A 25835-nucleotide genomic window follows, 5' to 3' on the forward strand; every position below is an offset into this window, starting at 1 on the left:
GAGGCATGCGCACCCATCACAAGGGCTCCGCCCCGCCGGATCGCGACGCCGAGAACGGCTGGGAGGTCGCCCGTCTCCTCGGCGGCCCGTCGCTCGACGGTGTCCGGATGGCCGGCTTCCGTGACAGCGCGGCAGCCGGACTGGACATGCAGGTGCTCCCCCAGCCCGCCGTGGTCGTCGTCATCGCTCTCGGGAAGGCCCGGATGACGGTGGAGAGCGCCGACGGGCCCCGGCCCATGAGGAGCTTCATCGCCTCGCTGTCACCCGGCCCTGCCCGCATCCGGGGCGAGGGCGTCGAGTGTGTCGAGGTGAACCTGTCGCCCCGGGCAGCCCATGCGCTGCTGGGGGTCTCCCCGCGCGAACTCGACGGCGCCGTCAACGGACTTGAGGAACTGTGGGGGCCGCGTGCCCGACGTCTCGGCGAGCAGCTGACGGACGCGGCGACATGGCAGGAACGCCTCGCCCTGACGGACGCCGTCCTCGCCGGGCGGGCCGCCGGGGCGCGGCCGATGTCGCCCGAGGTCGCCGCCGCCTGGGACACCATCGTGGCCCGCCGGGGCCGGGTACGGGTCGCCGCACTCGCCGCGTCCTCCGGCTGGAGCCGCAAGCGGATGTGGTCCAGGTTCACCGACCAGATCGGCGTCACTCCCAAGCGGGCCGCCGTGCTGGTCCGCTTCGACCACGCCGCCCGGGCGCTCTGCGCGGGCGGGAGCGCCGGCGAGGTCGCCCTGGCGTGCGGATACGCCGACCAGCCGCACCTCCATCGCGACGTGCTGGCGCTGGCCGGATGCACGCCGGGCGCGCTGGCCGGCAGGTCCACGTCAGCCGGCTGACCCGTAGTCGTACGTGCCCCCCTGTAGAAGACGAAGAGAAGCGAGAGGAAGCCCCGTGACGAACCCCGAGGCCACAACCACGGACACGACCGACCGCGATCTGATCGCCCGGCTGGCGTTCGGGAGCATGGCCGCCCAAACCCTGCGCGCGGCCGTCCGGTTGGGCGTGATGGAACGGCTGGGCGACACGCCTCGTCACGCCGACGCGGTGGCCGCCGACGCCGGAGCCGCGCCCCAGCCCATGACGCGGCTGCTCCGCGCTCTGACCGGGCTCGGCCTCGTGCGCGAAGCCACCCCCGGATCCTTCTCGGTGACCCCCGCCGGCGCACTCCTGCGCCCCGGCAGCCCCGACTCGCTCGCCTCCTTCGTCAGGATGTTCACCGAGCCCGTGATCATCCGCGCCTGGGAACATCTGGACGACAGCGTCCGCACCGGCGAGATCGCGTTCGACTCGGTCTTCGGCACCGATTTCTTCAGCCATCTCGCCCAGCACTCCGAGCTGTCCTCGGAGTTCAACGCGGCGATGAGCCAAGCCACTTCCGAGACCGCCGCGGCGCTGCCGTACGCCTTCGACTTCAGCCGGTTCAGCACGGTCACGGACGTCGGCGGAGGCGACGGAACCCTGCTGGCCGGGGTACTGGCCACCCATCCGGGCCTCACCGGTGTCGTCCTCGACACGGCTCAGGGCCTGGTCGAGGCACGGAACACGATGACGCGGGCCGGGCTGGAGGAGCGGTGTTCCCTGGTCGCCGGAGACTTCTTCCATGCGGTCCCCGCGGGCTCGGACCTCTACCTGGTGAAGAGCGTCCTGCACGACTGGACGGACGACCAGGCGGTCACGATCCTCCGCCACTGCCGCGAGGCGCTGCAACCCGGCGGCCTCGTGCTGATCGTGGAGCCGGTGCTTCCCGAGGCCGTCGACACCGCGGCCGATGTCACCGACGGCGGAATCACCTACCTGAGCGACCTGAACATGCTGGTGAACGTGGGCGGCCGGGAGCGCACCCGCACGGACTTCGAGGAAGTGTGCCGCCGCGCCGGCCTGACCCGACCCTCACGTCGGTCACCCCGCTCGCCGAGGCCGCGCCGTTCGCCCTCATCGAGGCCGCGGCCGACTGACAGGGCGGGAGGCCTGTGGCGTGGAGCCGTGGCCGGGGTGGCTCCCGGACCCGCCTCGGTGCATCCGGCGACCGGGAGTCGCCACCCGCGCCACCGCGATACACACGAGCGTGTCCACCCCGAAGCGCTTCACCCGATCGTGGCGGCCAGCCCCGAACAGGCATGACACCATCGATCCGTGCTCGACATCGGCTACTCCCTCTCCCGCCGCTTCCCCGACCCCCCGCAGACCGACTACCGCCGCGCGGACGTCCGCGCGCTGCGGCACGATCTGTTCTCCGGCGACGTCTACCTCGCGGACACCAAGGCGGACCGCGAGGTGTCCACAGCCTGGGGATGGGTGCCGGTGCTCGACTTCGCGTGGGCGCTGTGCGACATCGTCGAGCAGATCGACCAGGACCCCCGCGGCAACCGCTCGCACCGCCGCCAGTACGCGGAGCTGGACTTCACCGAGTCCTCGGACGTCATGATCTTCGAGCGGCGCTTCGGCTGGGTCGACGTCGAGGCGGACTGGATGCCCGGCGACGAGCCCCCGCTCACCTTCAGCCACTCCCTCCTGCGCCGCGAGGCCCGCGACTTCCTGCACGACCTGATCGCCGACCTGGCCGACATGCACGACGGCCTCGCCGACAACCCCGTGATCTGGGACCTCCAGGCCCGCTTCCCCCGCCTCTGACCGGGACCGGGACCGGAACCGGGACCGTCCCCCTCATCCCTCCACCCGCGCCCCGATCTGCGCCGCGAACGCCGGGGCCAGCTCCATCAGCTGCAACGGGCTGATCACCGCCCCCGCCAGCCGGTCCACGCCCCGGGCGATGTCCAGCTCGGCCACCGCGCGCAGGTCCACCGACTCCATCCGGGCGCCGCTGAAGTCCGCCCGCTTCAGCGCGCAGTCCCGGAACTCGACCCGGACCAGCTGCGCGTCCCCGAAGTCCGGCTCGGACAGCACGCAGCCCTCGAAGACGACGTCCTTCAGCCGGGCCTTCCGCAGGTTCAGGTAGTCGATCTTGCCGCCCCGCACCACCACCCGCTCCAGCACCGAACCGTGCAGCTGCACCCCGCCCAGGCGCGCGTCCACCACCTCGACGTCCCGCAGCGACGCCTCCGCGAGATCGGTGCCCACGCCCCGTACGCCCGTCAGCACCGTGTCGATGAAGCGGGCCCGCGACAGCTCCGCGCGGTCCAGGGCGCAGCCGTCCAGAGCGCAGTCCATGAACCGGGCCCCCCGGCCCGACGCGTCCGTCAGGTCCACCCCGTCGAACCGCAGCCCGTCGTAGTCCCCGTCCGGCTCCAGGCCCTCGCCGTCGAACGGAACGAGCGGTGGCAGCCGCACATCCGGCCGCCGCGCCGCCGTCACGCCCGTGGTGCTCTTCTTCCTGCTGCTCGCTGCCATACCCCCATCGTGACGCACGCCACTGACAACGCCCCCGCCGACCGTGTCACGAGCCGACTCCCCCGATCCGTCGCATCATCAAAGATGCGAAGGAGATCCAGCCATGGAACACACGGCACACATCCACGTCGTCGGCGGCGGCCTCGCCGGGCTCACCGCCGCGATCACCGCGGCCGAGTCCGGCGCCCGGGTCACCCTGCACGAGGGCCACCGGACCCTCGGCGGCCGGGCCAGGACCGCGGACGGGCCCTACCGCGCCAACGAAGGCCCGCACGCCCTGTACCGGCGGGGGCCGCACTGGACCTGGCTGGCCCGGCGCGGTCTCCTCGGCCCCGTCGTCTCCGTACCGCCCCTCGAAGGCCTCCGTTTCCGCTTCCGTCGCGCCGGGGCCGTCCGCCGGACCCCGCCCGTGGCCCTGCTGCGGCTCGCCCGCAGGGATCCCCACACGGCCCCGGTGGACAGCACCTTCCTGGAGTGGGCCGCAGGCCGGGTCGGCGAGGAGGGGGCCCGGGCCGCCGCGAACTTCGCCGCCACCGCGCTCTTCCACCACGACCCCGGCGCACTCTCCGCCCGGTTCGTCCAGGAGCGGTTCCGGCGTCTCGCCTCGTTCCCGCCCGAGGCCCGCTACCCGGTCGGCGGCTGGGCGCCGCTCGTCGAGCGGATGGCCGGCCACGCCCGCGGGCTCGGGGTCCACGTCGAGACGGCCGCCCGCGTCGACACCCGTACGCTCGGCGAGCTGGCCCGTACCGGACCGGTCGTCGTCGCCACCTCCCTCGACTCCGCCCGCGTCCTCCTCGACGACGCGTCCCTCACCTGGGAGAGCGGCCGCACCGTCCTCGTGGACCTGGCGCTGCGTACCCGGCGCGGCGACGCGTTCGTCGTGTCGGACCTGGACGAGCCCGGCTGGCTCGAGCGGTTCACCGCACAGGACCCCGGCCTCGCCCCGGCCGGCGAACAGCTGCTCCAGGGCCAGTTCCCGATCGCTCCCGACGCGCGCCGGGCGGAGGGCGTCGCCCGCGCCGAGACACTGCTCGACCTCGGATTCCCCGGCTGGCGGGAGCGCACCGCCTGGCGCGTCGAGGCCCTCGCCGACGGCCGCACCGGAGCCGTCGACCGCCCCGGCACCACCTGGCGGGACCGGCCCTCCGTGGTGCGGGGCGACGGAGTCTTCCTGGCGGGCGACCAGGTGGCCGCCCCCGGACTCCTCAGCGAGGTCTCCTTCACCAGCGGCCTCGAAGCCGCGATGCTCGCCGTGAAGGCGGCCGGACAGCGCTCCGGGCCCGGAGCCGACCGGATCCGGGGCTGAACGGACCCCGGCTGAACGGATCGGGCTTCGATCAGGTCCGGGGTTGACCTCAAGCGCACCTGAGGTACGAGGGTGAGGGCACGGCCCGCCGCAGCGGTGGGCGAGACCGCCATGACCGTCACCCGTGGGAGCCCTCATGTACGCCGTACGCCTGCACGCCTTCGGCCCCGCCGAGAACCTGGTGCACGAGAAGGCCGAGGACCCCGTCCCCGGCCCCGGCCAGGTCCGTATCGCCGTCGCGGCGGCCGGCGTGCACCTCCTGGACACGGCCCTGCGGGAAGGGGAGAGCGGCCCCTACCCGGCACCCGTCGACCTCCCCACCGTCCCGGGCCGCGAGGTCGCCGGAACCGTCGAGTCGGTGGGCGAGGGCGTAGCCGCCGACTGGCTCGGCAAGCGCGTCGTCGCCCACATCGGCATGGTGCCGGGCGGCTACGCCGAACTCACCGTCACCGAGGCCGACCGGCTCCACGAGATCCCCGGGACACTCGACGCCGCCGCGGCCGTCGCGATGATCGGCACCGGCCGCACCGCGCTCGGCATCCTCGGGTCCACCCCGCTCGGACCGAACTCGGTGGTCGTCGTCACCGCGGCGGCGGGCGGGATCGGCACTCTCGTCGTCCAGTACGCGAAGAACGCCGGGGCGACCGTGATCGCCCTGGCGGGCGGCCCGGCGAAGGTGGCGCGGGCGACGGACAACGGGGCCGACCTCGCCCTCGACTACACCCGGGCCGACTGGCCGCGCGCGGCTCGCGCGTACCTCGACGGGCGGGGTCTGCGCGCCACCGTCGTCTACGACTCCGTCGGCGGCACCACCGCCCGCGCCGCCGTGGACCTCCTCGGCCCCGGCGGGCGGCACGTCGTCTACGGCTGGTCCGGCGAAGGCCTCGGCGCCGGGGGCCCGCTCACCTTCACCGCCGGGGAACTGGCCGAACGCTCCATCACGTCCGGGTCCGTCCTCGGGCCGCAGATGATCGAGCGGGGCGGCGGCCTGCGCGCCCTGGAGACCCGCGCCCTCGCCGAGGCGGCCGCCGGGCGGCTGCGGCCCGCCGTACAGCGCTTCCCGCTGGCCGAGGCCGCCGCCGCGCACCGCGCCCTGAAGACCCGGGGCACGATGGGCAAGGTGGTCCTGGAGCCGTGAGGCGGGAGGCCGGCGGGGTGGTCAGGCTCCCGCCCCGCCGGCCCCGGCGCGCGCCAACGCCCCGTCCGTCAACCGGTACCCCGTCCACTCGTCCTGCGGCCGTGCGCCGAGCGACTCGTAGAACGCGATGGACGGGGCGTTCCACTTCAGCACCGACCACTCCAGCCGCTCATAGCCGCGCTCCACGCAGATCCGCGCCAGCTCCGTCAGGAGCGCCCTGCCGTGGCCGCCGCCGCGTCGCTCCGGGCGGACGTACAGGTCCTCCAGGTAGATGCCGTGCACTCCGCGCCAGGTGGAGAAGTTCAGGAACCACAGGGCGAAGCCGATCACCTCCCCGCCGTCGTCGTCGGCCGTCGCCACGTGCGCGTACACGGCGGGCCGGTCGCCGAACAGGGCCCGGGCCAACTGCTCCTCGGAGGCGACGACCTCGTCGAGGGCCTTCTCGTACGCGGCGAGTTCCCGCACCAGGGAGAGCAGGACGGGGACATCGTCAGGTGTGGCGGTACGAATCATGGGCGCAGCCTAGGCAGCGCCGTGGCCACCGGGACACCACGTTCCCGGCCGCCGGTGCACCCAGCCGCCCTACCCGCCCCCGGGGCCGACGCGACGACCTCCGCCGCCCCGCCCGCGCGCGCCCAGCCACCGCCTCGATCTCCTCCCCCTCCCCCCTCACCGCCCCAGCAGCCGCCGCGCGATCTCCGCGTGGTCGGGGGCGAGCCGGACCTCGCCCTCCCCGGCCCCCCACAGCCCGTTCTGGAGCACCCGGCCCAACGTCCAGGCGCGCGCCCGCTCCCGCTCCAGGCCCAGCGCCTCCGTCAGCGCGTCGAACCGCCACACCACCTCCTCCGCGTCGAAGAGGTTGTCCAGCGCCGGGAACAGCTCGAAGCCCGGGTCCCCCGCCAGCGGCTTCGGGTCGAGCGCCACCCACTCCCCCGCGCGCCCCGCATCGGCGCACCCGGCCAGGATGTTGTCGTAGTGCAGGTCCCAGTGCAGCAGCCGGTCCCCCGGCTCCCCCGCCACCTCCCGTACCGCCGCCGCGCAGTCGGCGAGCAGCCGCCGTTCCGCCGCGTCGGCCAGCAGGCCCACCCGCTCCGGCACCGCCGCGAGCATCCGCTCCACCACCCCGCCCAGCGTGCGGAGCCCCTGCGGCGCGGGCACCGCCACCAGCCGGGCCAGCACCGCGCCGAGGAGCGTCACCGCCTGCCGCACATCGGCCTCGCCGGACAACGGCCGCCGCTCGTCGAGCCGTTCCAGCAGCAGCGCGCCGCTCTCCGGGTCATGGTCGAGCAGCTCCACCGCCCCGGCCCCCGCCGCGGTCCAGGCGCGCAACGCCACCGGCTCGCCCGCCGTCTCCTCGTCCACCAACTGGAGCTTCAGCGCGGCGGGCCGCCCGTCCGCCTCCCGCACCACCGGCAGGACCAGCGCGCACATCCCGTACATCGACGGGCCGTCCGGCCGCAGCCCCCACCGCTCCAGGCACCGCTCGGCGAGGTCGGGCAGGCCCGCGACGAAGGCCCGGCCGGCCGCTCCGTTGAAACGGGACTGCGTGGCGGCCAGTTCTTCAGGGATGTCGATCACGCCCTCGATCCTAGGGAGGCGCGCCGCGCGAGGAGGCACGAATCCTCACCGGCCGCGCGACCGCAGGAGACGAAACGGCCCCGCGCGCAGTAACGTCCCGCCACACGTACGCTCGGCATCTCACCGGAACAGGGACACCAGGGGCATCATGAGCACCGTCAGTACCGTCGTCGGCGGCATATCGTTCTGGTACGCGCAGGAGGGCACCCCTGCCCCGCGCGAACCCCTCCCCGGCGACACGAGCGTCGACGTCTGCATCGTCGGCGGCGGCTACACCGGCCTCTGGACGGCGTACTACCTGAAGAAGGCCGTCCCCTTCCTCAACATCACCGTCCTGGAGGCCAAGTTCTGCGGCTACGGGGCCTCCGGCCGTAACGGCGGCTGGCTGTACAACGGCATCGCGGGCCGCGACCGGTACGCCAAGCTGCACGGCCACGACGCCGCCGTACGGCTCCAGAAGGCGATGAACGAGACCGTCGGCGAGGTCGTCAGGACCGCCGCCGAGGAGAAGATCGAGGCGGACATCCACCAGGGCGGCGTCCTGGAGGTGGCCCACACCCCGGCCCAGCTCGCCCGCCTCAAGGACTTCCACAGCGTCGAGATCGCCTTCGGGGAGACCGACCGCGTCCTGCGCGGAGCGCGCGAGACGGCCGAGCGCGTCCATGTCACCGGGGCCGTCGGCTCCACCTGGACCCCGCACGGGGCGCGGCTGCACCCGGCCAAGCTGGTCAAGGGCCTCGCGGACGCGGTGGAGGCGCTCGGCGTGACCATCCACGAGTCGACGCCGGTCACCGAGATCAAGCCCAAGCACGCCGTCACCCCGTACGGCACGGTCCGCGCCCCGTACGTGCTGCGCTGCACCGAGGGCTTCACCGCGAGCCTCAAGGGCCAGAAGCGCACCTGGCTCCCGATGAACTCCTCCATGATCGTCACCGAGCCGCTGCCCGCCCGGATCTGGGACGCGATCGGCTGGGAGGGCCGCGAGACCCTCGGCGACATGGCCCACGCCTACTTCTACGCCCAGCGCACCGCCGACGACCGCATCGCGCTCGGCGGCCGCGGCTACCCGTACCGCTTCGGCTCGGCCACCGACAACGACGGCCGCACCCAGCCCGCCACGGTCGCCGCCCTGTGCGACCTGATGGTCCGGCTCTTCCCCGTCACGGCGGGTGTCCACGTCGACCACGCCTGGTCGGGCGTCCTCGGCGTCCCGCGCGACTGGTGCGCCACGGTCACGCTCGACCGCTCCACGGGCCTGGGCTGGGCGGGCGGTTACGTCGGCTCCGGCGTCGCCACCGCCAACCTCGCCGCCCGCACCCTGCGCGACCTGATCCAGCAGGACTCCGGCCAGGCGGGCCCCACCGACCTCACGGCCCTGCCGTGGGTGAACCACAAGGTCCGCCGCTGGGAGCCGGAGCCGTTGCGCTGGCTCGGCGTGCACGGCATGTACGCGGCCTACCGCGCCGCCGACCGGCGCGAGACCACCTCGCCCCGCCCCGGCACGGACCCCATCGCGAAGGCCGCGGACCGCATCGCGGGCCGCCACTGAGGCCGGACCCCGCCGCCGGACCACGACGACCGACCACGACGCCGGACCACGACCCAGGACCACGACGCCGGACCACGCCCCGGGACTGCGACGCCGGACTACGCCGCGGGGCGCTCCGCCACCAGCACCCCCACCTTGTCGATGCGGTGCTCGGGGTTGCCGAACGCGTCCCGCCAGAAGTTCCCGGCCGCGTCGTCCTCGGGGGTCGCGCAGGTGGAGAGCGTGATCATCGCCCGGGTCGGCTCCGCACCGGGCCGGCCCGGCACCTCGGCCCGCTGCTCGGCGAGCGATCCCTCGCTCCGGAAGGAGGTCTGCCGGGTCTCGGTGATCTCGTACGTGTAGCGGGTGCCGCTCTCCGTCACGTGCACGGGATCGCCCTTGTCGAGATCCGGCAGGTCGCGCAGCACCCCTCCGGCGCTCAACCGGTGTGCGGTGACGAGGTAGTTGCCGACGTCCCCGGGCCCGACGCCGCCGCGCTCGCCGTACGGGCTGGCCGCGACGCCCCGGTCCTGGATCCGGCTGCCCGGCCGGTCGTCGGTGGTCCCCTCGTACGGCACGACGTCCAGGTCCTCGACGCCGATCCCGGGGATGTCGAGGTCGGCGGTCGCGGTACGGGGTTCGGTCCGGTCGGCGGGGGCGGCGGTCGCCGTGCTCGCGGCGACGGTCAGCAGGGCGCCGGCACAGGCGCAGGCCAGTGCACGGGGAACGGTACGGAGTCGGCTGAGCATGGGCATCCCCATCGGTAGCCGGCCCGGCCGGGCGGGTCGGGCCGCGCGGCGATCGGCCTTCCCTCCCAGTACACCACCGCCCCCGCGATCCGCATGCGGGCACCCGGGGTTCAGTCGCGGGGCCAGGGCCGTCCGTCGAGGCGTTCGATGGAGAGGTTCAGACGGCTGAGGGAGACGGCGAGCTGCTCCGCCTCCTCCGGGGTCCAGTCGGCGAGGACCTTCGCGAGGCCCGCCACGTTCCTGGTCCGGTCGCTGTCGAGGCGGCGCTCGCCCTCCTCGGTGATGGCGAACTTGCGGGCGATCCCGCCGTCGGGATCCGGGATGCGCTCGACGACCCCGGCCCGCAGCATCGCGGCCGTCTGCCGGTTGAGCGTGGAGGCGTCCAGACCGAAGGCGTCGCCGAGCTGGCCGATCGACATCGGGCCCTCCGCCTCGATCCGGCTCAGCAGAATGTAGGCGGATCGGTCGAGCCGCCACTCCACGCGCGGGGTCAGCAGATGCATGTACCGGCCGAGCAGCATGGTCTCGCGCTCGATCCGGTCGATGGGCTTGTCCACGCGCTCTTCCTTCGTTGACCAGGTCTCACACCATAGATGTGCACGATGCACTTATTATGCATGGTGCACATTCCATGTATCTTGCATAGTCGAACACCGAAGGCGCGTCGACCCGCCCGGAAGGGCACGAGGGAGCAGTACCCGTGGAGAGTTCACCCCCCGCAGCCCGGCCGGGAGGCGTGGTCGGCATCCTGGCCTTCGCCGGCATCGTGGCGGCACTCACCCAGACCCTGGTGGTGCCGCTGATCGCGGAGCTGCCGAAGCTGTTCGACACCTCCGCGTCGAACGCCTCCTGGGTCATCACCGCCACCCTGCTGGCCGCCGCCGTGGCCACGCCCGTCGCCGGCCGGCTCGGCGACATGTACGGCAAGCGGCGCATGCTGCTGCTCTCGCTCGTCCCGCTGGTCCTCGGCTCGGTGGTCTGCGCCCTGTCCTCTACGGTGGTCCCGATGATCGCCGGACGCGGCCTCCAGGGCCTCGGCATGGGCGTGGTCCCGCTCGGCATCAGCCTGCTGCGCGACGTGGTCCCGGCCGAGAAGCTCGGCCCGTCCATCGCGATCATGAGCGCCTCGATGGGCGTGGGCGGCGCGCTGGGCCTGCCGTTCGCCGCCGCCATCGCGGAGAACACCAGCTGGCGGGTGCTGTTCTGGGTGGTCGCCGTGCTCGCCCTGGCGGTCGGCGCGCTGATCCTGGCCCTGGTCCCCGGCGACCGCCCGGCCACCAGGTCCGGAAGCTTCGACCTGCTCGGAGCCGTCGGCCTCGGCGCCGCGCTGATCTGCCTGCTGCTCGCCGTCTCCAAGGGCGCCGACTGGGGCTGGGGCAGCGCGACGACGCTCACGCTCTTCGCCGCCGTGCTGGTGCTCCTGCCCGCCTGGGGCTGGTGGGAACTGCGCCGACACGAACCGCTGGTCGACCTGCGCGTCACCGCCCGCCCCCAGATCCTGATGACGAACACCGCCTCGGTCCTGGTCGGCTTCGCGATGTACGCCCAGTCCCTCGTCGTGCCCCAGCTGCTCCAGCTGCCCGAGGCGACCGGCTACGGCCTGGGGCAGTCGATGCTCGCGATGGGCCTGTGGATGGCCCCGGCGGGTCTGATGATGATGGCGATGTCCCCGGTCGGCGCGAAGCTGTCCGCCGCCAAGGGCCCGAAGGTCACCCTCGCCGTCGGCAGCCTGCTCATCGCGGCCGGCTACGGCCTGTCCGTGCCGCTGATCGGCGCGGACTCCCCGTGGAGCCTGCTCATCGTCACCCTCGTCTGCAACTCGGGCGTCGGCTTCGCCTACGGGGCGATGCCCGCGCTCATCATGGGCGCGGTGCCGCAGTCCGAGACCGCGTCGGCGAACAGCTTCAACTCCCTCATGCGCTCGATCGGCACGTCGTTCGCGGCGGCGGTGATCGGCGTGGTCCTGGCCCGGATGACCACGGACTTCGGCGGCTTCGCGGCGGCCTCCCAGGACGGCTTCCGGGTCGCGATGCTGATCGGCTGCGGGGTGGGCCTCGCGGCTGCGGTCGTCGCCGCGCTCATCCCCGTACGCCCGGCGACCGCGCTGCTCCCGCCCGCGGCCGCGACCGGGCCCGCCGGAGTGCCGGAGGCGTCGGAGGCCAAGGCCTGAGCGGCGCCGGAACGGAGCACGGCCCGGGGCCCGGCGGCCGAACCGCCTATCCCCGGGCCGGACTTCGTACGGGGCCTACACGGTCGTACGGTGCCGATACGGCGTACGGTGCCGACACGGGCGCACGTTGTCGACACGGGCGTACGGTCAGCGCGGCAGCCGCAGCAGCCGCCCCGACCTCGCCGTGGCCACCAGCTCCTCGACGGTGGCGAGCTTCACCCGGGGCCGGCCCTCGCGCCGCCCCCGGTCCCGTTCGGCCCGGTCGATCGCGGCCAGGCCCCGCGCGTCCACGACCCGGCGGTTGCGCTGCCGGGCGAGGCGCCGAAACGCCTTGGCGTCACCCGTCGGCGCGGGCAGCGTCCCGGCGACCGCGTCGGCCAGGAGCGTCCCGACCGTCTCGGCCGCGCACGTGCGGTTGGCGCCGATCCCGCCGGACGGCCCCCGCTTGATCCAGCCGACCACATAGCTGCCGGGCAGCCCGGCGACCCGGCCGCCCTCGTGCGGGACGGTGCCCGAAGCCTCGTCGAACGGCAGCCCGGGAACCGGCAGCCCCCGGTAGCCGATGGCCCGCAGCAGCAGCCCGGCGCGCAGCTCCACCGGACCCTCGCCGCCGCCGTCGGTGACCCGTACGGAGCGGACACCGCTGTCGCCGCCCAGGACCTCCACCGCCTCGGAGTGGAAGCGGAGCACGATGCGGCGCTCACCGCCCACCGGGGGCGCCGCGTCCGTCCCTACCCGGGCGAGCCCCCGCAGCACCGCGGCCCGGTCGCGCGTCCCGACCGCGTCGATCGCCGCGGCCGTACGCGGATCGTGGTCGTCCACCACCACTTCCACGCCCGGCACATGCTTCAGCGCGAGGAGTTCGGAGCGGGTGTACGCGGCGTCCCCGGGACCCCGCCGCCCCAGCACCACCACCTCCCGCACCCGGCTCGCCCGCAGGGCGTCCAGCGCGTGGGCGGCGATGTCGGTGCCCGCGAGCGCCTCCGGGTCGGCGACCAGGATCCGGGCGACGTCGAGGGCGACATTGCCGTTGCCGACCACGACGACCCGCTCGGCCGACAGGTCGACGCCCTGCGCGACGGCCTCCGGGTGGGCGTTGTACCAGGCGACGAACCCGGTCGCCGACAGACACCCGGGCGTCTCCTCCCCCGACACCCCGAGCCGCCGGTCCGTGGAGGCGCCGACCGCGTAGATCACGGCGTCGTGGTGGGCGGACAGCTCCTGCGCGGAGACGTTCCGGCCCACCTCGATCCCCAGGTGCATCCGGACCCGGGGGTGGGAGTGGAAGCGGGAGAAGGTCTCGCCGACCTTCTTCGTCGCGGGATGGTCGGGGGCCACTCCGTACCGGACGAGCCCGCCCGCCACCGGCAGCCGGTCGATCAGGGTCACCTCGGCGGCGGTGTGCAGCAGCAGGTCCTGCGCCGCGTACATCCCGGCGGGCCCGGTCCCCACGACGGCCACCCGCAGCGGCCCGAAGTCGGACGGCAGACTGCGCTCGAAGACCGGCTCGCCCCAGACATGGAAGTTCGGCCCCTCCGTCTCGGGGGCCGGCTCCCCGCCCTCGTAATAGGCGGCGTTGATGTCCGCGTACTCCCGCTGCCCGGCGGACAACGCGTCCACCGGGAAGATCGCGTCCACCGGGCAGGCGTCCGAGCAGGCCCCGCAGTCGATGCACGCCCGGGGGTCGATGTGCAGCATCTCCGTGGAGCCGAAGGCGCGTTCCTCGGGCGTCGGGTGGATGCAGTTGACCGGGCAGACGGCCACGCAGGTGGCGTCGTTGCAGCAGGTCTGGGTGATGGCGTAGGTCATGGCCCCGGCTCAGATCAGGTTAGCGCGCTGGTAGAACGCGAGGGCGGGCCTGGTGAGGAGTCGGGCGGAGGCCAGGAAGTCCATCAGCCCCGAACAGCTCGACCTCATCATCGACTTGTGGTGCTCATTCGCCTTGGCCGCGGCCAGCGCACGCCGCTTGTCGAGCCCGGCCCTCCGGTAGACCTCCGGGTTCACCATGCTCGTCACGATGAAGTACGAGGCGACGGCGACGACGAACGCGTTGAGCTGCCGCCGCGCCCACCCCGCGCCCTCCAGCCGCTTGAGGGTCTCGTCCCGGGCGAACTTCATGTGCCGGGACTCCTCCACCACATGGATGTTGTTGATGGTGCGGACGAACGGCACCACCCGCTCGTCGCGCATCCAGTCCCGCTGCATCACGTCGAGGACTTCCTCGGCGACCAGGATCGCCGCGTACGCCGCCTCGCCGAACGCCAGTGTCTTGAACGCCCGGCCCAGCTCCATCACCGCGCGGCGGGGACGGTAGTGGGGCGCGCCGAGCTTCTGCGCACCGCGCGCGAACATGATCGAGTGGCGGCACTCCTCGGCTATCTCGGTCAGCGCCCACTGGAACTCCGCGCCCGCCGGGTTCTTCATGTAGATGTCGCGCAGCACCATCTGCTGGAGGATCATCTCGAACCAGATCCCGGTACTGGCGACCGATGCCGCCTCCTGGCGGGTCAGCTCCTTGCGCTGGCTCTCGGTCAACTCGCCCCAGTAGGAGGTGCCGTAGAGGCTGCTCCACTCCGGGCTCGCGCCGTGGAACTCCTTGTCCAGCGGCGTCTCCCAGTCCACCTCGGTGGCCGGGTCGTACGCCAGCTGCGCGGCCGAGTCGAGCAGCCGCCGCGCGACGTCGTCACCCTCGGGACTTGCCTGGACCTTCGACGGAACGGTGCTGCCGGCCATGCTGCGGCTCCTTGGGTCGAGTGCGGTGATCCTTGATCGTGGTGAGTGCGTACGTCGACAGCCGTGCTGTTACGGGCTGTACGGAGTCGGGGCGCGACGGCCCGCACCGCCACCCGAGCACTCCACCCGCTTGTTAGACGCAAGGTATAACAAGGATCCCGGGCCGCCTACCCCCCGGTAGAAATCGGTACGGACGCTCACCGCATCTCCTTGCCCACACGGCAGTTCGGCACTACACCTCCCCCCAGGCGACCGGCAGGGAGACCACTCCGTAGACACTGGAGCGCTCGCGCAACGGCACCTCCCCCGACGGGACCGCGAGGCGCAGGGCGGGAAAGCGGGCGAGGAGCGCCGGGAGCGCGACGGTCATCTCGACCCGGGCGAGCTGCTGGCCGAGGCACTGGTGGGGGCCGTGGCCGAAGGAGAGATGCCCGGTGGCCCGGCGGCGGATGTCGAGCCGGTCGGGCTCGGGGAACCTGTCCGGGTCACGGTTGGCGGCCTGCACGGAGACGGTCACCGTCTCCCCCGCCCTGATCAGCTCGCCCTCCACCTCGACGTCCTCCAGCGCCGACCGCAGCAGCGGATCGGCCACGCTGAGGTAGCGCAGCAGCTCCTCCGCGGCGGGACCCGCGAGATCCGGGTCGGCGCGCAGGGCCTCCAGCTGGGCGGGGTGGGACAGCAGGGCGAAGGCGCCGAGGCCGAGCATGTTCGCCGTGGTGTCGAGCCCGGCGGCGAGGAGCAGCCCGCCGATCCCGGCCAGCTCCTCGTCGGAGAGGCCGGAGACGGCGGACCCGGAGGCGTCCGGGCCGGGGGCGGCGAGGTCGCTGAGCAGGTCGTCGGTGGGCTCGGCCCTTTTGACGAGGACGAGTTCACCGACGTACCGGAGCAGCCCCGCATAGGCCTCGCCCCGGACCGCCGCGTCGGCCGCCTGGTCGAAGATGACCTCGACCAGCCCCAGAAAGCGTCCCCGGTCGGCGTAGGGGACGCCGAGCAGCTCGCAGATCACCAGCGTGGGCACGGGCCGGGCGAAGGCCTCCACCAGGTCGGCGGTGGACCCGGCCTGCTCCATGGCGTCCAAGCAGTCCGCCGTGAACCGCTCGATGCGATGGGTCAGTTGGCGCATCCTGCGCACGGTGAACCGGCCCGCGAGGAGTCGGCGGTAGCGGGTGTGCTCCGGGGCGTCGAGGCCGGTGATGTCCCCGACGGGCGCCGGCGGCAGCTCGCCCGGCGCGCCCTCCATCGGCATCGGCAGGTGCAGGAGTTCGTAGCGGGAGCTGAATCGCGGATCGGCGAGCACCGCGCGGGCGGCCGCGTGCCCGGTGACCAGCCGGCCCACGTGCCCGTCGGCGTAGCGCAGGCGGCGGACCGGCCGGTCGCTCAGGGCGGTGAGAGCGGGGGGCGGATCGAAGGGGCAGCCGGTGTGCCGGTCGGTGGGCAGGACGGGCGGCTCGTCGGCGGTGACGGAGTCGGTTTCGGTGTCGATGTCGATGTCGGTGTCGGTGTCCGGGTCGTACGCCATGGAGTTCTCCCGAGGTGGTGGACGGAGGAGCCGGGCGGGGAGCCGAGCAAAGGAGCAGGACAGGGGAGCTGGGGAGCCGGGCAGAGGAAGCGGCTACCGGGGGTCCTGGCCGAACTTCGACGTCGACCAGAGGTAGCCGAGGACCACGAGACCGACACTCCAGCCGACGGCCAGCCAGCCGTTGTGGCCGATCTCGCTGCCGAGCAGCAGGCCGCGCAGGGTCTCGATGGCCGGGGTGAACGGCTGGTACTCGGCGATCGGCTGGAACCAGCCCGGCATCGTCTCCACCGGGATGAAGGCGCTGGACAGCATCGGGAGCAGGACCATCGGCAGGGCGTTGTTGCTGGCCGCCTCGGCGTTCGGGCTGATCAGGCCCATCCCCACGGCGACCCAGGTGAGGGCGGCGGAGAAGAGCACGAGCAGCCCGAACGCCGCCAGCCACTCCAGGAGCGTGGCGTCCGTGGACCGGAAGCCGATGGCCACGGCGACCGCGCCGACCAGGAGCACGCTCAGCACGCTCTGCAGCACGCTGCCGACGACATGTCCGACGAGCACGGAGCCGCGGTGGATCGCCATGGTGCGGAAACGGGCGATGACGCCCTCGGTCATGTCGTTGGAGACGGACACCGCGGTCCCGACCACCGTGGAGCCGATCGTCAGCATCAGCAGGCCCGGAACAATGTAAGCGATGTACGCGGAGCGGTCGGCCCCCGCGCCGCCGATGCCCGCGCTCATCACATCGCCGAAGATGTAGACGAAAAGCAGCAGGAGCATGACAGGCGTGAGGAGCAGGTTCAGCGTGAGGGACGGGTAGCGCCGGGCGTGCAGCAGATTGCGGCGCAGCATCGTGGACGAGTCGCGGACGGCGAGGGAGAGGGAGCTCATCGGACAGCCTCCTTCGGCTGGTCGTTCCGGCCGGGTGCGCCCGAGCCGGTGAGGGCGAAGAACACGTCATCGAGGTCGGGGGTGTGCACGGTCAGCTCGTCGGCCTCGATGCCGGACGAGTCCAGCCAGTCGAGGAGGGAGCGCAGTTCGCGCTGGCTGCCGTCGCTGGGGATGCGGAGCGACAGGGCCTCCTCGTCGCGGCTGACTTCGCGCAGGGCGGAGGCGGCGGACCGGTAGGCGTCCGGGTCGGTGAAACGGAGCCGGACGTGCCCGCCCGGAACGATCCGCTTCAGCTCTTCGGCCGTGCCCTCGGCGGCGATCTTCCCGTCGTTGAGCACGGCGATACGGTCGGCCAGCTCGTCGGCCTCCTCCAGGTACTGGGTGGTGAGGAAGACGGTGACACCGCCGGCGACCAGCTCGCGGATGATCCCCCACATCGTGTGCCGCGAACGCGGGTCCAGACCCGTGGTCGGCTCGTCGAGGAAGATGATCCGCGGGGAGCCGACCAGCGTCATGGCGATGTCCAGGCGGCGCTTCATCCCGCCGGAGTAGCCCGCGGCAGGCTTCCTGGCCGCCTCCACGAGGTCGAAGCGCTCCAGCAGTTCGGCGGCGACGCGGCGGCCCTCGCGCCTGGGCAGGTGGTGCAGGTCGGCCATGAGGAGCATGTTCTCCTCGCCGGTGATCAGCCCGTCGACGGCGGAGAACTGCCCGGTGACGCCGATCGCGGCGCGGATCGCCTGCGCTTCGGTGGCGAGGTCGTGGCCGCCGACACGGATCTCGCCGGAGCTGGCGCCGGGGGAGACGAGAGTGGACAGGATCTTCACGGCGGTGGTCTTGCCCGCGCCGTTGGGGCCGAGCAGGGAGAAGACGGTGCCCTGCGGCACGGACAGGTCGATGCCGTCGAGCACGAGCTTGTCGCCGTAGGACTTGCGCAGTCCGGTGGCGGTGATCGCCTGCGTCGCGGCCTGGGCGGCGCGCGGCGCGGGGGCCCGGGTGACAGTCATGCTGGTTCCCTTTCGCAAGAGGTGAGTCGGGCAGGGTCGGGGTGGTGCTTGGGCTGTGCTTGGGCTGCGCTGGGCGGCACTTGGGGCGGTCCGCGCTTGGGCCGGGCAGTGCTGGGCCGGGGTGCGCCCGGCGCGCCGGGACGGGCCCGGAGGGCTCCGGAGCGCGGTCAGGCGCGGCGGACGATGATGTCGCCGGCTGTGCGGGGCACGGTCAGGCGCGGCGCACAATGGCGCCTCCGGCTGCGGGGCGAGGTCAGGCGCGGCGGACGATGATGTCGCCGGCCCCGCTCCGGGCGTGCACCTCGACGGTCTCGTCGGAGCCCTCGGGTCCTGCGGCGGCGCCGAGCGCGTTGCGTACGGTGCCGAACTTGGGGTTCAGGTCGAGCCAGGCGGCGGTGCCCTCGTGGATGCCGACTTCGAGGTCGCCGACGGAGGTGCGGAGCGCGATGCGGCCGCGGACCACGTCGCCGACCCGGATGCGGCCGTTGGAGGAGGTCGCCTCGACCCCGGCATGGGCGACGCCGACCTCGATCCGGCCGTTGGCGGCCTTCGCGACGACGTCGCCGTGCGCGACGCCCACGGAGATGTCGCCGTTGGCCGCGTTGACCTTCAGCTCTCCGCCGACCTCGTCGATCTCGGTCACGCCGTTGCCGTTCTTGACGGCCGCCGCCCCGGCGACCGCCCCGATCACGACCCGGCCGGAGCCGGTGACCTCGGCGTTCCCGGTGGAGCGTTCCAGGCGGATGTCGCCGTGGTCGGTCCTGAGTTCGACGCCAGCCGCCTCGTCGACCTCGACGTCGCCGAGCGAGGTCTTCAGCCGCACCTCGCCGAGAGGCCCTTCGCAGAAGAAGCCGCCGAGGGCGGAGGTACCGCGCACATCGGACCCGGCGGGCAGTTCGATGCTCACGAGTACGGTGCCCGGCTTGCCGAACAGGGACCTCTTCTTCGGGGTCTTGACGGTGAGGCGACCGCCCGAGCAGGAGACCTGGGTCTGCCGCACGGCGCGTACGTCGTCCTCGTCCGACTCGCTGCCCGGCAGCACCTCGACGACCGTGTCGGCGCGCTTGCCGGCGGTGATACGGGCGGTGCCGGCGTCCAGCTCGACGACGGCGGAGATCGGCTCAGGAGTATCGAAAGAAGGCATGGCTGTCCCGTCCTCTTGGCTCGGTGAGTTGATGAGTGATCAGTGATGAGCGATCGGTTACGTCGGCCGGATCGGCGATCCGCCGGTGAAGTGAAGCCCGAACGTCCGGTTGCTAGCGGACCCAGCCGGTGAAACCGCCGCGGCTGCCCGAGTCCTTGCCCCGGCCCGGTACGCTCGCGCGCCCCCCGCCGTCGAGGGCGACGGACACGGCCCGCACGAGCCAGGCGTTGACCGACAGCCCCTCCGCCGCCGCGGCGCTCTCGGCCCTCCCCTTGAGGTGGGCCGGCAGACGGAGGTTGATGCGCACCATGGCCCCGTCGTCGGCCTCCGCCGACGGGGCGGCCACGACGGGAGCCGCGACCGACTCCTGCGCCTCCCGCACCGGCTCGGGCGCCGGCGGCGGCGTCACCACGAACTCGGGATCGAGCCCCCGCAGCCGCACGTCGACCGAACCGGGAGCCAGCTCCCGGGTGACGTCGCTCATCGCCGCGGAGAGCACGTTGAGCAGGGTCAGCCGGGCCGCGGACTCAAGGGGAGCACTGAGCCGCTCGGCGAGGGCACGGGCTTCGTCGCCGCTGGCATCCGCGGCGACGGCGAGTTCCCGCCGGAGATGGTCGACGTAGGGGGTGAGGTCCATGACGCCATCATGGCACACACATGGCACCATGTCGAGCCATCGTGGCGCAGCGCCCACAAAAACCAATTTGACCTGGGGTTTCTCAACCAGAGGCACGACAACGGCACCGCAGGAGCGCTTCTGATAGCCCAAGATGGCACCACTGCGACACCATGTGGCACCACACGGCCCACCGGTGGCTCCGCGTGGCACACGCGCCCCCGCCCCCGAACCCGGAGGTACTGACGGCAAGGACGGCAAGGACCGCACACAACGCCAGGCCCGCCACACGCCCACCCGGCCGTCGGCCCCATCACCACCCCGGACACCAGAAAACCCCAGGTCACGATCGTGTGACCTGGGGTTTCTCCGAGCCCCCTGTCGGATTCGAACCGACGACCTACGCATTACAAGTGCGTTGCTCTGGCCAGCTGAGCTAAGGAGGCGTGCCGGAGCAGTCTAACCAACCCCGCGCCCCGCCCGTCCGCGATTTCCGTGTGCCTCGGACTACTGACAGATCAGTAAACGCCAGGTAGCGTCACGGCAGGTTCGCGCAAGTGGACCAGACCACTCCCTACTCGGATCGTCCGGCACGTTCCTGCCGGTTGAGGAGAAGATTCAGCATGGCCAGTGTCACGTTCGACAAGGCGTCCCGCGTCTACCCCGGCTCCACGAAGCCGGCCGTGGACCAGCTCGAGATCGACATCGAGGATGGCGAGTTCCTCGTCCTCGTCGGTCCCTCCGGTTGTGGCAAGTCGACCTCCCTGCGCATGCTCGCGGGTCTTGAGGACGTCAACGGCGGCTCGATCCGCATCGGTGACCGCGACGTCACGCACCTGCCGCCGAAGGACCGGGACATCGCCATGGTGTTCCAGAACTACGCGCTCTACCCGCACATGTCCGTCGCGGACAACATGGGCTTCGCGCTCAAGATCGCCGGTGTGAACAAGACCGAGATCCGGGCGAAGGTCGAAGAGGCCGCCAAGATGCTGGACCTCACCGAGTACCTGGACCGCAAGCCGAAGGCGCTCTCCGGTGGTCAGCGTCAGCGTGTGGCGATGGGCCGGGCCATCGTGCGGGAGCCGCAGGTCTTCCTCATGGACGAGCCGCTGTCGAACCTCGACGCCAAGCTCCGCGTCTCCACCCGTACGCAGATCGCCTCGCTGCAGCGCCGCCTCGGCATCACCACCGTGTACGTGACCCACGACCAGGTCGAGGCCCTCACCATGGGCGACCGGGTCGCGGTGCTGAAGGACGGGCTGCTCCAGCAGGTCGACTCGCCGCGCAACATGTACGACCGCCCCGCGAACCTCTTCGTCGCCGGCTTCATCGGCTCGCCCGCGATGAACCTCGTCGAGGTCCCGATCACCGACGGCGGCGTGAAGTTCGGCAACAGCGTCGTCCCGGTCTCCCGCGAGGCGCTCTCCGCCGCCGCGGACCGCGGTGACACCACCGTCACGGTCGGCATCCGCCCCGAGCACTTCGACATCGTCGAGCACGGCGGCGCCGCCGCGAAGTCGCTGACCAAGGACGCCTCGGACGCGCCGGCCGGTCTCGCCGTCTCCGTCAACGTCGTCGAGGAGCTCGGCGCCGACGGCTTCGTCTACGGGGCCGCGCAGGTCGGCGGCGAGCACAAGGACCTGGTCGTCCGCGTCGGCGGCCGCGCCGTCCCGGAGAAGGGCACCGAGCTGCACGTCGTCCCGCGCCCGGACGAGCTGCACGTCTTCGCGACCTCCACCGGCGAGCGTCTCACCAACTGACCCGCCTCCAGCCGTACGCACGGCCCCGCTCCGCCCGGCAACGCCCGGCGGAGCGGGGCCGTTTGCGTGGTCCCGGCGGGTTTGGGTTTCGGTGCCGGGTGGCGTCAAATACCCCGGCACACAGGGCATTTCACCCCCGACCGTCAACCGCGTATTCGAAAGGGCGCGTCGAACCATCCCCCGCGAGGGTGACGAATTGTCGCCAAGTCATCACCGGCCGCTACGCTCGCTGCGTGACCCACACCGCGCGCCGCATCGGCCGATCCCTCGCTCTCGTCCTGCCCGTCGTCATGGTTCTGTCCGGGACCCTCGCGGTCACCAGCGTTCCGTGGGCGGCGTCGGACAACGACTCCAAGCTGCTGGCCGCCTCCTCGGAGACCGTGTCCAAGCCCGCGAAGCCGCACGCCCCGCAGGACGTCCTGCGCGAGAAGCTGCTCGTGGAACTCCAGGAGAAGGACCCGGGCACCGCGCTCACGGGTCTGCAGCGCGCCGTCGAGCAGCGCCCGTCGCTCGCCCGCCACTGCATGTCGATCGCGAAGGCGCTCGGCAAGGCGGCCGTCGAGCAGTACGGCCCGACCCGTGCGCACCGCTTCTCCCGGCCCGTCTGCGACACCTCGTTCGCCTCCGGCGTCGCGCAGTTCAGCTGAGTCCGGGAGGCGGTCGCGCCGAGCGCCGCCTTCCGTCCGCGGGCACCGCATATCGTGCCTGCCATGCATACGTATCCGACGCAGGCCGTGATTCTTGCCGGTGGCCAGGGGTCGCGGCTGCGGCCGTACACCGACGACCGCCCCAAGCCGATGGTCGAGATCCCCGGGACCGGGACTCCGATCATCGGCCATCAGCTGTCCTGGCTGGCCGCAGAGGGAGTCACCGACGCCGTCGTCTCCTGCGGGCATCTCGCCGAGGTGCTCCAGGAGTGGCTGGAGGAAGCCGTCCTGCCGCTCCGGGTCACCACCGTCGTGGAGACCGAGCCGCTGGGGCGCGGCGGCGGGCTGAAGTACGCGGCCGGGCGGCTGCCCGATCCGGAGCAGCCCTGGTACGCCACCAACGGTGACATCTGGACGCGTTTCTCCCTGCGGGAGATGGCCGCCTTCCACGCGGAGCGCGACGCCACCGCCACGCTGGCCCTCGCCCGTCCGCGCATCCCGTGGGGTGCGGTGGAGACGGACGCGTTCGGGCACATCACCGACTTCATCGAGTCGCCGCCCTCGCCGTATCTGATCAACGCCGGGGTGTACGTGTTCTCCCCCGCGTTCACGAAGCTCCTGCCGGACCGGGGCGACCATGAGCGGACCACCTTCCCGCGGCTTGCCCGTGAGCGCCGGCTGGCCGGCTATCCGCTGCCGAACGGGGCGTACTGGCGGGCCATCGACACCGCGAAGGACCTGACCGAGGCGGCCCGCGAGCTCGGCTCCCACTCCGCCTGACCGTCACCCGCGGGCGCGAAGAAGGGCGGCGCCCACCGGTTGTTCCGGTCCGGGCGGGCGCCGCCCTTCGTGCCGTCGGTCGTACGGGTCAGCCGAGGAGGCCGCCGATCGGGTTCCGGCCGCCGCCGCCACCGCCCGAGGTCGATCCCTCGCCGCCGGAGGAGGCCGAGCCGCCGGTGGGGGCCGGTTCGCCGCCGCCCGTGGAGGCGTCGCCGCCGGTGGAGCCGGACGAGGCGGGTCCGGCGCTGGTGGCGGCCGGGGGCTGCTGCGGGGTGGTCTGCTGCGGGGGCGCCTGGTTGGTGCCCTGGGTCTGGCTGGGCTGGGTGCTGCCGGAGCCGGTGCTCTGGCCGCCGCCCGTGTCGCGGGTCGCGCCGGGGCTGGCCTGGCCGCCCTCGGGTGCGGTGGCCGCGCCGGAGCTGGTGGGTTCGGGCTGCCGCTGCTGCTCCGGTGTACGGGAGGCCTGGCGCTCGCCGGTGGACTCCTGGGGGAGCGGCATGCCGGGGAGCCGGTTGGTGGGGTTGTCGTTGCGCCCGGGGACGGTGACGACCTCGGTGGAGCGGACCGCGCCGCCGAGGATGGAGCCGACGAGCAGGGTGAGGCCGACGACGACGGTCGCGACGACGGTGCCGCGGCGCAGGACGCGTCGGCGCAGGTCCCAGAGCTCGGAGCGCGGGCCGAGCTTGCGCCAGGCTTCCCCGGCGAGCCGGCCGTCGACGGAGTAGACCGGGGCGCCCGCGATGATCAGCGGGCTCCAGGCGGCCAGCAGGATGATGTCGGGTGCGTCGTAGACGGCGACCGTGCGCCAGCTGACCGTGACCAGCAGCGCGGCGGAGAGCAGTGCGCCGAAGGCGGCGGCGACCCGCTGCCAGAGGCCGAGGACCGTGAGGACCCCGACGACGACCTGGAGGAAGGCGACGGTCAGTCCGGCGCCGACCGGGTGGGAGAGGGCGAAGTCGCGCAGCGGCTCGGCCACCGCCCACGGGTGGAGGGAGGTCAGCCACTTCATCATCGAGCCGCGCTCGCCGCCGTCGAAGTAGACGGGGTCGCACAGCTTGCCCATGCCGGCGTAGATGGAGATGAAGCCGAGGAGGACCCGCATGGGCAGCAGGACGACGCCCAGGTTCATCCGGTGGCCGGGGTAGTAGGCGTGCCGGACGGGGTCGCCGGTGCCGCGCCGGGGGCGGGAGTCGGCGGCCTCGGCGGAGTCCGGGGCGTCGTCGTAGTCGTCGTCGCCGGGGCCGTCGGGCCCGTCGAGCGGGTCGTCGTACGCGCCGACGGCCTGCCGCATGGGCGGCAGCAGCGGGCCGGTGCGTCCCGGCCGGTGGGGGGCGGTCAGTACGGGGTTGGGCTGCGTCTCCTCCAGGAGCGGGATGACCTGCGTCGCGCCCGCTTCGTGCCCGTGCCCGCCCCCGGAGGCCCCGAGTACGCCGGGTCCGGCGTCGAGGTGTCCGGCGGTGGAGTTGCGCACGGCCTGGAGGAGGCCCGTCGCGCCGGGGTCGCCGGGGGCGGACTTGCCGCTCCAGACGACGGGCGCCCGCCTGCGGCCGCCGCCGGCGCCGCTCATGGCGGGGATGCGGGCCGTTTCCGCGGGGGCACCGCGCAGCCGTGCGCGCTGGCCCGGGGCGAGCTGCACCCGGAAGCTGGCGTGGTTGACGATGACCTGCGCGGGGTCGCTGTCCACCTTGGTCATGCTCAGGGCGGGTTGCTCGTCGAACCGAGGCGTTCTGGTGTCCACACTCATCTAACCGAGTGATGTGTGTTTAGGACACTGCCTTGACCGCACCGAATGTGTCCGAGACCCGTCAAGATCAGGCCAAACTCGGGCATCCTGGACGGGTGTTCGGCGTTCGCGCGTCAACTCGCCCGGCGGACGAGCCGGTTGCCGCGCGAACGCCGCACCCGTGGGGCCAGGACCTATCCGCGGCGGCGCGCCACCTCGTACATCACGATGCCCGCCGCCACACCGGCGTTGAGCGACTCCGCGCCGCCCGGCATCGAGATCCGCACCCGGTAGTCGCAGGTCTCGCCGACGAGGCGGCCGAGCCCCTTGCCCTCGCTGCCGATGACGATGACGACCGGGCCCGCCAGCTCCTCCAGGTCCTCCACCGTGTGCTCGCCGTCGGCGGCCAGGCCGACGACCGTGAGGCCCGCCTTCTGGTAGCCCTCCAGGGCGCGGGTGAGGTTGGTGACCCGGGAGACGGGCGTGCGGGCCGCCGTGCCGGCCGAGGACTTCCAGGCGCCCGCGGTCATGCCGGCCGCGCGGCGCTCGGGGACGACCACGCCGTGGCCGCCGAACGCGGAGACCGAGCGGACGATGGCGCCGAGGTTGCGCGGGTCGGTCACCCCGTCGAGGGCGACGATCAGCGGGTCCTCGTTGTTGTCGTACGCGGCGGCGGTGAGGTCCTCCGGGTGCGCGTACTCGTACGGCGGGACCTGGAGGACGAGGCCCTGGTGGTTCAGGCCGTTCGTCATCCGGTCCAGCTCGGGGCGCGGGGCCTCCATCAGGTTGATGTTGCCGCGCTCGCCCGCGAGCTTGAGGGCGTCGCGGACGCGCTCGTCGTTGTCGATGTACTGCTGGACGTACAGGGTGGTCGCGGGCACGCCGTCGCGCAGGGCCTCGTAGACCGGGTTGCGGCCGACGACCATCTCCGAGGTGCCCTTGACGCCGCCGCGCCGGGGCGCGGGGCGGCGGGCCGCGGCCTGCTTGGCCTGGGCCCCGGCGATCCGGTTCTTCTTGTGTCCCTTACGGGCGGAGGCGGGCGGCGTCGGTCCCTTGCCTTCGAGACCACGGCGTCGCTGGCCACCGCTGCCGACCTGCATGCCCTTCTTGTTGGACGTGCGGCGGTTCCTGCGTTGGCTGTTCCCGGCCATGATCTACCTGTTTCGTTGCTTTCAGACGTACGTACGTATAAGGAAAGTGTGCCGCCCGGATC

At 72.9% G+C, this 25835-nt stretch carries 23 protein-coding genes, 1 tRNA gene and 1 pseudogene; 10 read left to right on the forward strand and 15 right to left on the reverse strand.

All coding sequences use genetic code 11. The features are described from left to right. The first annotated feature begins 5 nt into the window (after positions 1-5). From ACFWRV_RS16985 to ACFWRV_RS16995, 3 genes and pseudogenes are all read left to right on the forward strand, one after another. Positions 6-833, forward strand: a complete 828-nt coding sequence (locus tag ACFWRV_RS16985) for a helix-turn-helix domain-containing protein (RefSeq protein ID WP_384334872.1) — start codon at positions 6-8, stop codon at positions 831-833. 127 nt (positions 834-960) lie between these two features. Next, positions 961-1952 (forward strand): annotated as a pseudogene (locus ACFWRV_RS16990) (methyltransferase). Positions 1953-2130: 178 nt separating this feature from the next. Then, positions 2131-2628 carry a hypothetical protein gene (locus tag ACFWRV_RS16995; protein WP_028419539.1) on the forward strand — a complete coding sequence of 166 codons (498 nt, stop codon included), beginning with the start codon at positions 2131-2133 and terminating at the stop codon, positions 2626-2628. Positions 2629-2661: 33 nt separating this feature from the next. Here the strand turns inward: ACFWRV_RS16995 and ACFWRV_RS17000 are convergent, their stop codons facing one another. Beyond that, positions 2662-3345 (reverse strand): pentapeptide repeat-containing protein, encoded by a 684-nt coding sequence (locus ACFWRV_RS17000; protein WP_384334875.1) that lies wholly within the window; start codon positions 3343-3345, stop codon positions 2662-2664. 103 nt (positions 3346-3448) lie between these two features. Between ACFWRV_RS17000 and ACFWRV_RS17005 the strand changes: the two genes are divergently transcribed. Both ACFWRV_RS17005 and ACFWRV_RS17010 read left to right on the forward strand, forming a co-directional pair. Continuing rightward, positions 3449-4651, forward strand: coding sequence for an NAD(P)-binding protein (locus tag ACFWRV_RS17005; RefSeq protein WP_384334878.1), 1203 nt, complete (start codon positions 3449-3451; stop codon positions 4649-4651). Positions 4652-4787: 136 nt separating this feature from the next. Continuing rightward, positions 4788-5789, forward strand: coding sequence for a zinc-binding dehydrogenase (locus ACFWRV_RS17010; protein WP_384334881.1), 1002 nt, complete (start codon positions 4788-4790; stop codon positions 5787-5789). Between the two features lie 21 nt (positions 5790-5810). Here the strand turns inward: ACFWRV_RS17010 and ACFWRV_RS17015 are convergent, their stop codons facing one another. Continuing rightward, positions 5811-6302 (reverse strand): GNAT family N-acetyltransferase, encoded by a 492-nt coding sequence (locus ACFWRV_RS17015; RefSeq protein ID WP_384334884.1) that lies wholly within the window; start codon positions 6300-6302, stop codon positions 5811-5813. Between the two features lie 156 nt (positions 6303-6458). After that, on the reverse strand, positions 6459-7367 hold the full coding sequence (locus ACFWRV_RS17020) for an aminoglycoside phosphotransferase family protein (RefSeq protein WP_384334887.1): 909 nt from the start codon (positions 7365-7367) through the stop codon (positions 6459-6461). Between the two features lie 148 nt (positions 7368-7515). On the opposite strand from ACFWRV_RS17020, the gene ACFWRV_RS17025 reads away from it, so the two are divergent. Continuing rightward, entirely contained in the window at positions 7516-8916 is a 1401-nt protein-coding gene (locus tag ACFWRV_RS17025; RefSeq protein WP_384334890.1) for an NAD(P)/FAD-dependent oxidoreductase, read from the forward strand. Between the two features lie 98 nt (positions 8917-9014). Here the strand turns inward: ACFWRV_RS17025 and ACFWRV_RS17030 are convergent, their stop codons facing one another. Further along, the gene (locus ACFWRV_RS17030; RefSeq protein ID WP_384334893.1) at positions 9015-9644 is read right to left on the reverse strand and encodes a class E sortase; all 630 of its coding nucleotides are present in this window, start codon (positions 9642-9644) and stop codon (positions 9015-9017) included. Between the two features lie 110 nt (positions 9645-9754). Beyond that, entirely contained in the window at positions 9755-10201 is a 447-nt protein-coding gene (locus ACFWRV_RS17035; RefSeq protein WP_384334896.1) for a MarR family winged helix-turn-helix transcriptional regulator, read from the reverse strand. 143 nt (positions 10202-10344) lie between these two features. On the opposite strand from ACFWRV_RS17035, the gene ACFWRV_RS17040 reads away from it, so the two are divergent. Further along, positions 10345-11814 carry an MFS transporter gene (locus tag ACFWRV_RS17040; protein WP_384334899.1) on the forward strand — a complete coding sequence of 490 codons (1470 nt, stop codon included), beginning with the start codon at positions 10345-10347 and terminating at the stop codon, positions 11812-11814. Positions 11815-11961: 147 nt separating this feature from the next. Here the strand turns inward: ACFWRV_RS17040 and ACFWRV_RS17045 are convergent, their stop codons facing one another. The 8 genes from ACFWRV_RS17045 to ACFWRV_RS17080 all read right to left on the reverse strand — a co-directional run bounded on the left by ACFWRV_RS17045 (position 11962) and on the right by ACFWRV_RS17080 (position 20161). Continuing rightward, the gene (locus ACFWRV_RS17045) at positions 11962-13623 is read right to left on the reverse strand and encodes an FAD-dependent oxidoreductase (RefSeq protein WP_384334902.1); all 1662 of its coding nucleotides are present in this window, start codon (positions 13621-13623) and stop codon (positions 11962-11964) included. A 9-nt stretch (positions 13624-13632) separates the two neighbouring features. Further along, positions 13633-14547, reverse strand: a complete 915-nt coding sequence (locus ACFWRV_RS17050) for a diiron oxygenase (protein WP_384334905.1) — start codon at positions 14545-14547, stop codon at positions 13633-13635. Positions 14548-14779: 232 nt separating this feature from the next. Next, complete coding sequence (locus ACFWRV_RS17055; protein WP_384334908.1) at positions 14780-16066, reverse strand: cytochrome P450; 1287 nt, start codon at positions 16064-16066, stop codon at positions 14780-14782. A gap of 93 nt (positions 16067-16159) precedes the next feature. Then, entirely contained in the window at positions 16160-16951 is a 792-nt protein-coding gene (locus ACFWRV_RS17060; RefSeq protein WP_384334911.1) for an ABC transporter permease, read from the reverse strand. Beyond that, positions 16948-17955, reverse strand: coding sequence for an ATP-binding cassette domain-containing protein (locus ACFWRV_RS17065; protein WP_384334914.1), 1008 nt, complete (start codon positions 17953-17955; stop codon positions 16948-16950). Before ACFWRV_RS17065 ends, ACFWRV_RS17060 begins: the two co-directional genes overlap by 4 nt. Positions 17956-18208: 253 nt before the next feature. Beyond that, positions 18209-19099: a DUF4097 domain-containing protein gene (locus ACFWRV_RS17070; RefSeq protein WP_384334917.1), complete on the reverse strand. Its 891-nt coding sequence runs from the start codon at positions 19097-19099 to the stop codon at positions 18209-18211. A 112-nt stretch (positions 19100-19211) separates the two neighbouring features. Beyond that, complete coding sequence (locus ACFWRV_RS17075) at positions 19212-19736, reverse strand: toxin-antitoxin system HicB family antitoxin (RefSeq protein WP_384334920.1); 525 nt, start codon at positions 19734-19736, stop codon at positions 19212-19214. A 351-nt stretch (positions 19737-20087) separates the two neighbouring features. Continuing rightward, positions 20088-20161, reverse strand: a tRNA-Thr gene (locus ACFWRV_RS17080). A 177-nt stretch (positions 20162-20338) separates the two neighbouring features. Between ACFWRV_RS17080 and ACFWRV_RS17085 the strand changes: the two genes are divergently transcribed. From ACFWRV_RS17085 to ACFWRV_RS17095, 3 genes are all read left to right on the forward strand, one after another. Continuing rightward, positions 20339-21475 (forward strand): ABC transporter ATP-binding protein, encoded by a 1137-nt coding sequence (locus tag ACFWRV_RS17085; protein WP_384334922.1) that lies wholly within the window; start codon positions 20339-20341, stop codon positions 21473-21475. Positions 21476-21708: 233 nt separating this feature from the next. Further along, the gene (locus ACFWRV_RS17090; protein WP_384334925.1) at positions 21709-22122 is read left to right on the forward strand and encodes a hypothetical protein; all 414 of its coding nucleotides are present in this window, start codon (positions 21709-21711) and stop codon (positions 22120-22122) included. Positions 22123-22185: 63 nt separating this feature from the next. Beyond that, positions 22186-22902, forward strand: coding sequence for an NDP-sugar synthase (locus ACFWRV_RS17095; protein WP_384334928.1), 717 nt, complete (start codon positions 22186-22188; stop codon positions 22900-22902). A gap of 88 nt (positions 22903-22990) precedes the next feature. On the opposite strand, the gene ACFWRV_RS17100 is transcribed toward ACFWRV_RS17095, so the two are convergent. Next, positions 22991-24643: a DoxX family membrane protein gene (locus tag ACFWRV_RS17100; RefSeq protein ID WP_384334931.1), complete on the reverse strand. Its 1653-nt coding sequence runs from the start codon at positions 24641-24643 to the stop codon at positions 22991-22993. Positions 24644-24816: 173 nt separating this feature from the next. Then, positions 24817-25773, reverse strand: a complete 957-nt coding sequence (rlmB, locus tag ACFWRV_RS17105) for a 23S rRNA (guanosine(2251)-2'-O)-methyltransferase RlmB (protein ID WP_384334934.1) — start codon at positions 25771-25773, stop codon at positions 24817-24819. Positions 25774-25835: the final 62 nt, after the last annotated feature.

The organism is Streptomyces sp. NPDC058576, from assembly GCF_042718715.1.
Taxonomy (GTDB): domain Bacteria; phylum Actinomycetota; class Actinomycetes; order Streptomycetales; family Streptomycetaceae; genus Streptomyces.

Coding starts and splice junctions, on each gene's coding strand:
- ACFWRV_RS16985 (WP_384334872.1), top strand. CDS start 6: ATGCGCACCCATCACAAGGGCTCCGCCCCGCCGGATCGCGACGCCGAG.
- ACFWRV_RS17000 (WP_384334875.1), bottom strand. CDS start 3,345: ATGGCAGCGAGCAGCAGGAAGAAGAGCACCACGGGCGTGACGGCGGCG.
- ACFWRV_RS17005 (WP_384334878.1), top strand. CDS start 3,449: ATGGAACACACGGCACACATCCACGTCGTCGGCGGCGGCCTCGCCGGG.
- ACFWRV_RS17010 (WP_384334881.1), top strand. CDS start 4,788: ATGTACGCCGTACGCCTGCACGCCTTCGGCCCCGCCGAGAACCTGGTG.
- ACFWRV_RS17015 (WP_384334884.1), bottom strand. CDS start 6,302: ATGATTCGTACCGCCACACCTGACGATGTCCCCGTCCTGCTCTCCCTG.
- ACFWRV_RS17025 (WP_384334890.1), top strand. CDS start 7,516: ATGAGCACCGTCAGTACCGTCGTCGGCGGCATATCGTTCTGGTACGCG.
- ACFWRV_RS17030 (WP_384334893.1), bottom strand. CDS start 9,644: ATGCTCAGCCGACTCCGTACCGTTCCCCGTGCACTGGCCTGCGCCTGT.
- ACFWRV_RS17045 (WP_384334902.1), bottom strand. CDS start 13,623: ATGACCTACGCCATCACCCAGACCTGCTGCAACGACGCCACCTGCGTG.
- ACFWRV_RS17050 (WP_384334905.1), bottom strand. CDS start 14,547: ATGGCCGGCAGCACCGTTCCGTCGAAGGTCCAGGCAAGTCCCGAGGGT.
- ACFWRV_RS17055 (WP_384334908.1), bottom strand. CDS start 16,066: ATGGCGTACGACCCGGACACCGACACCGACATCGACATCGACACCGAA.
- ACFWRV_RS17060 (WP_384334911.1), bottom strand. CDS start 16,951: ATGAGCTCCCTCTCCCTCGCCGTCCGCGACTCGTCCACGATGCTGCGC.
- ACFWRV_RS17065 (WP_384334914.1), bottom strand. CDS start 17,955: ATGACTGTCACCCGGGCCCCCGCGCCGCGCGCCGCCCAGGCCGCGACG.
- ACFWRV_RS17070 (WP_384334917.1), bottom strand. CDS start 19,099: ATGCCTTCTTTCGATACTCCTGAGCCGATCTCCGCCGTCGTCGAGCTG.
- ACFWRV_RS17075 (WP_384334920.1), bottom strand. CDS start 19,736: ATGGACCTCACCCCCTACGTCGACCATCTCCGGCGGGAACTCGCCGTC.
- ACFWRV_RS17085 (WP_384334922.1), top strand. CDS start 20,339: ATGGCCAGTGTCACGTTCGACAAGGCGTCCCGCGTCTACCCCGGCTCC.
- ACFWRV_RS17095 (WP_384334928.1), top strand. CDS start 22,186: ATGCATACGTATCCGACGCAGGCCGTGATTCTTGCCGGTGGCCAGGGG.
- ACFWRV_RS17100 (WP_384334931.1), bottom strand. CDS start 24,643: ATGAGTGTGGACACCAGAACGCCTCGGTTCGACGAGCAACCCGCCCTG.
- rlmB (WP_384334934.1), bottom strand. CDS start 25,773: ATGGCCGGGAACAGCCAACGCAGGAACCGCCGCACGTCCAACAAGAAG.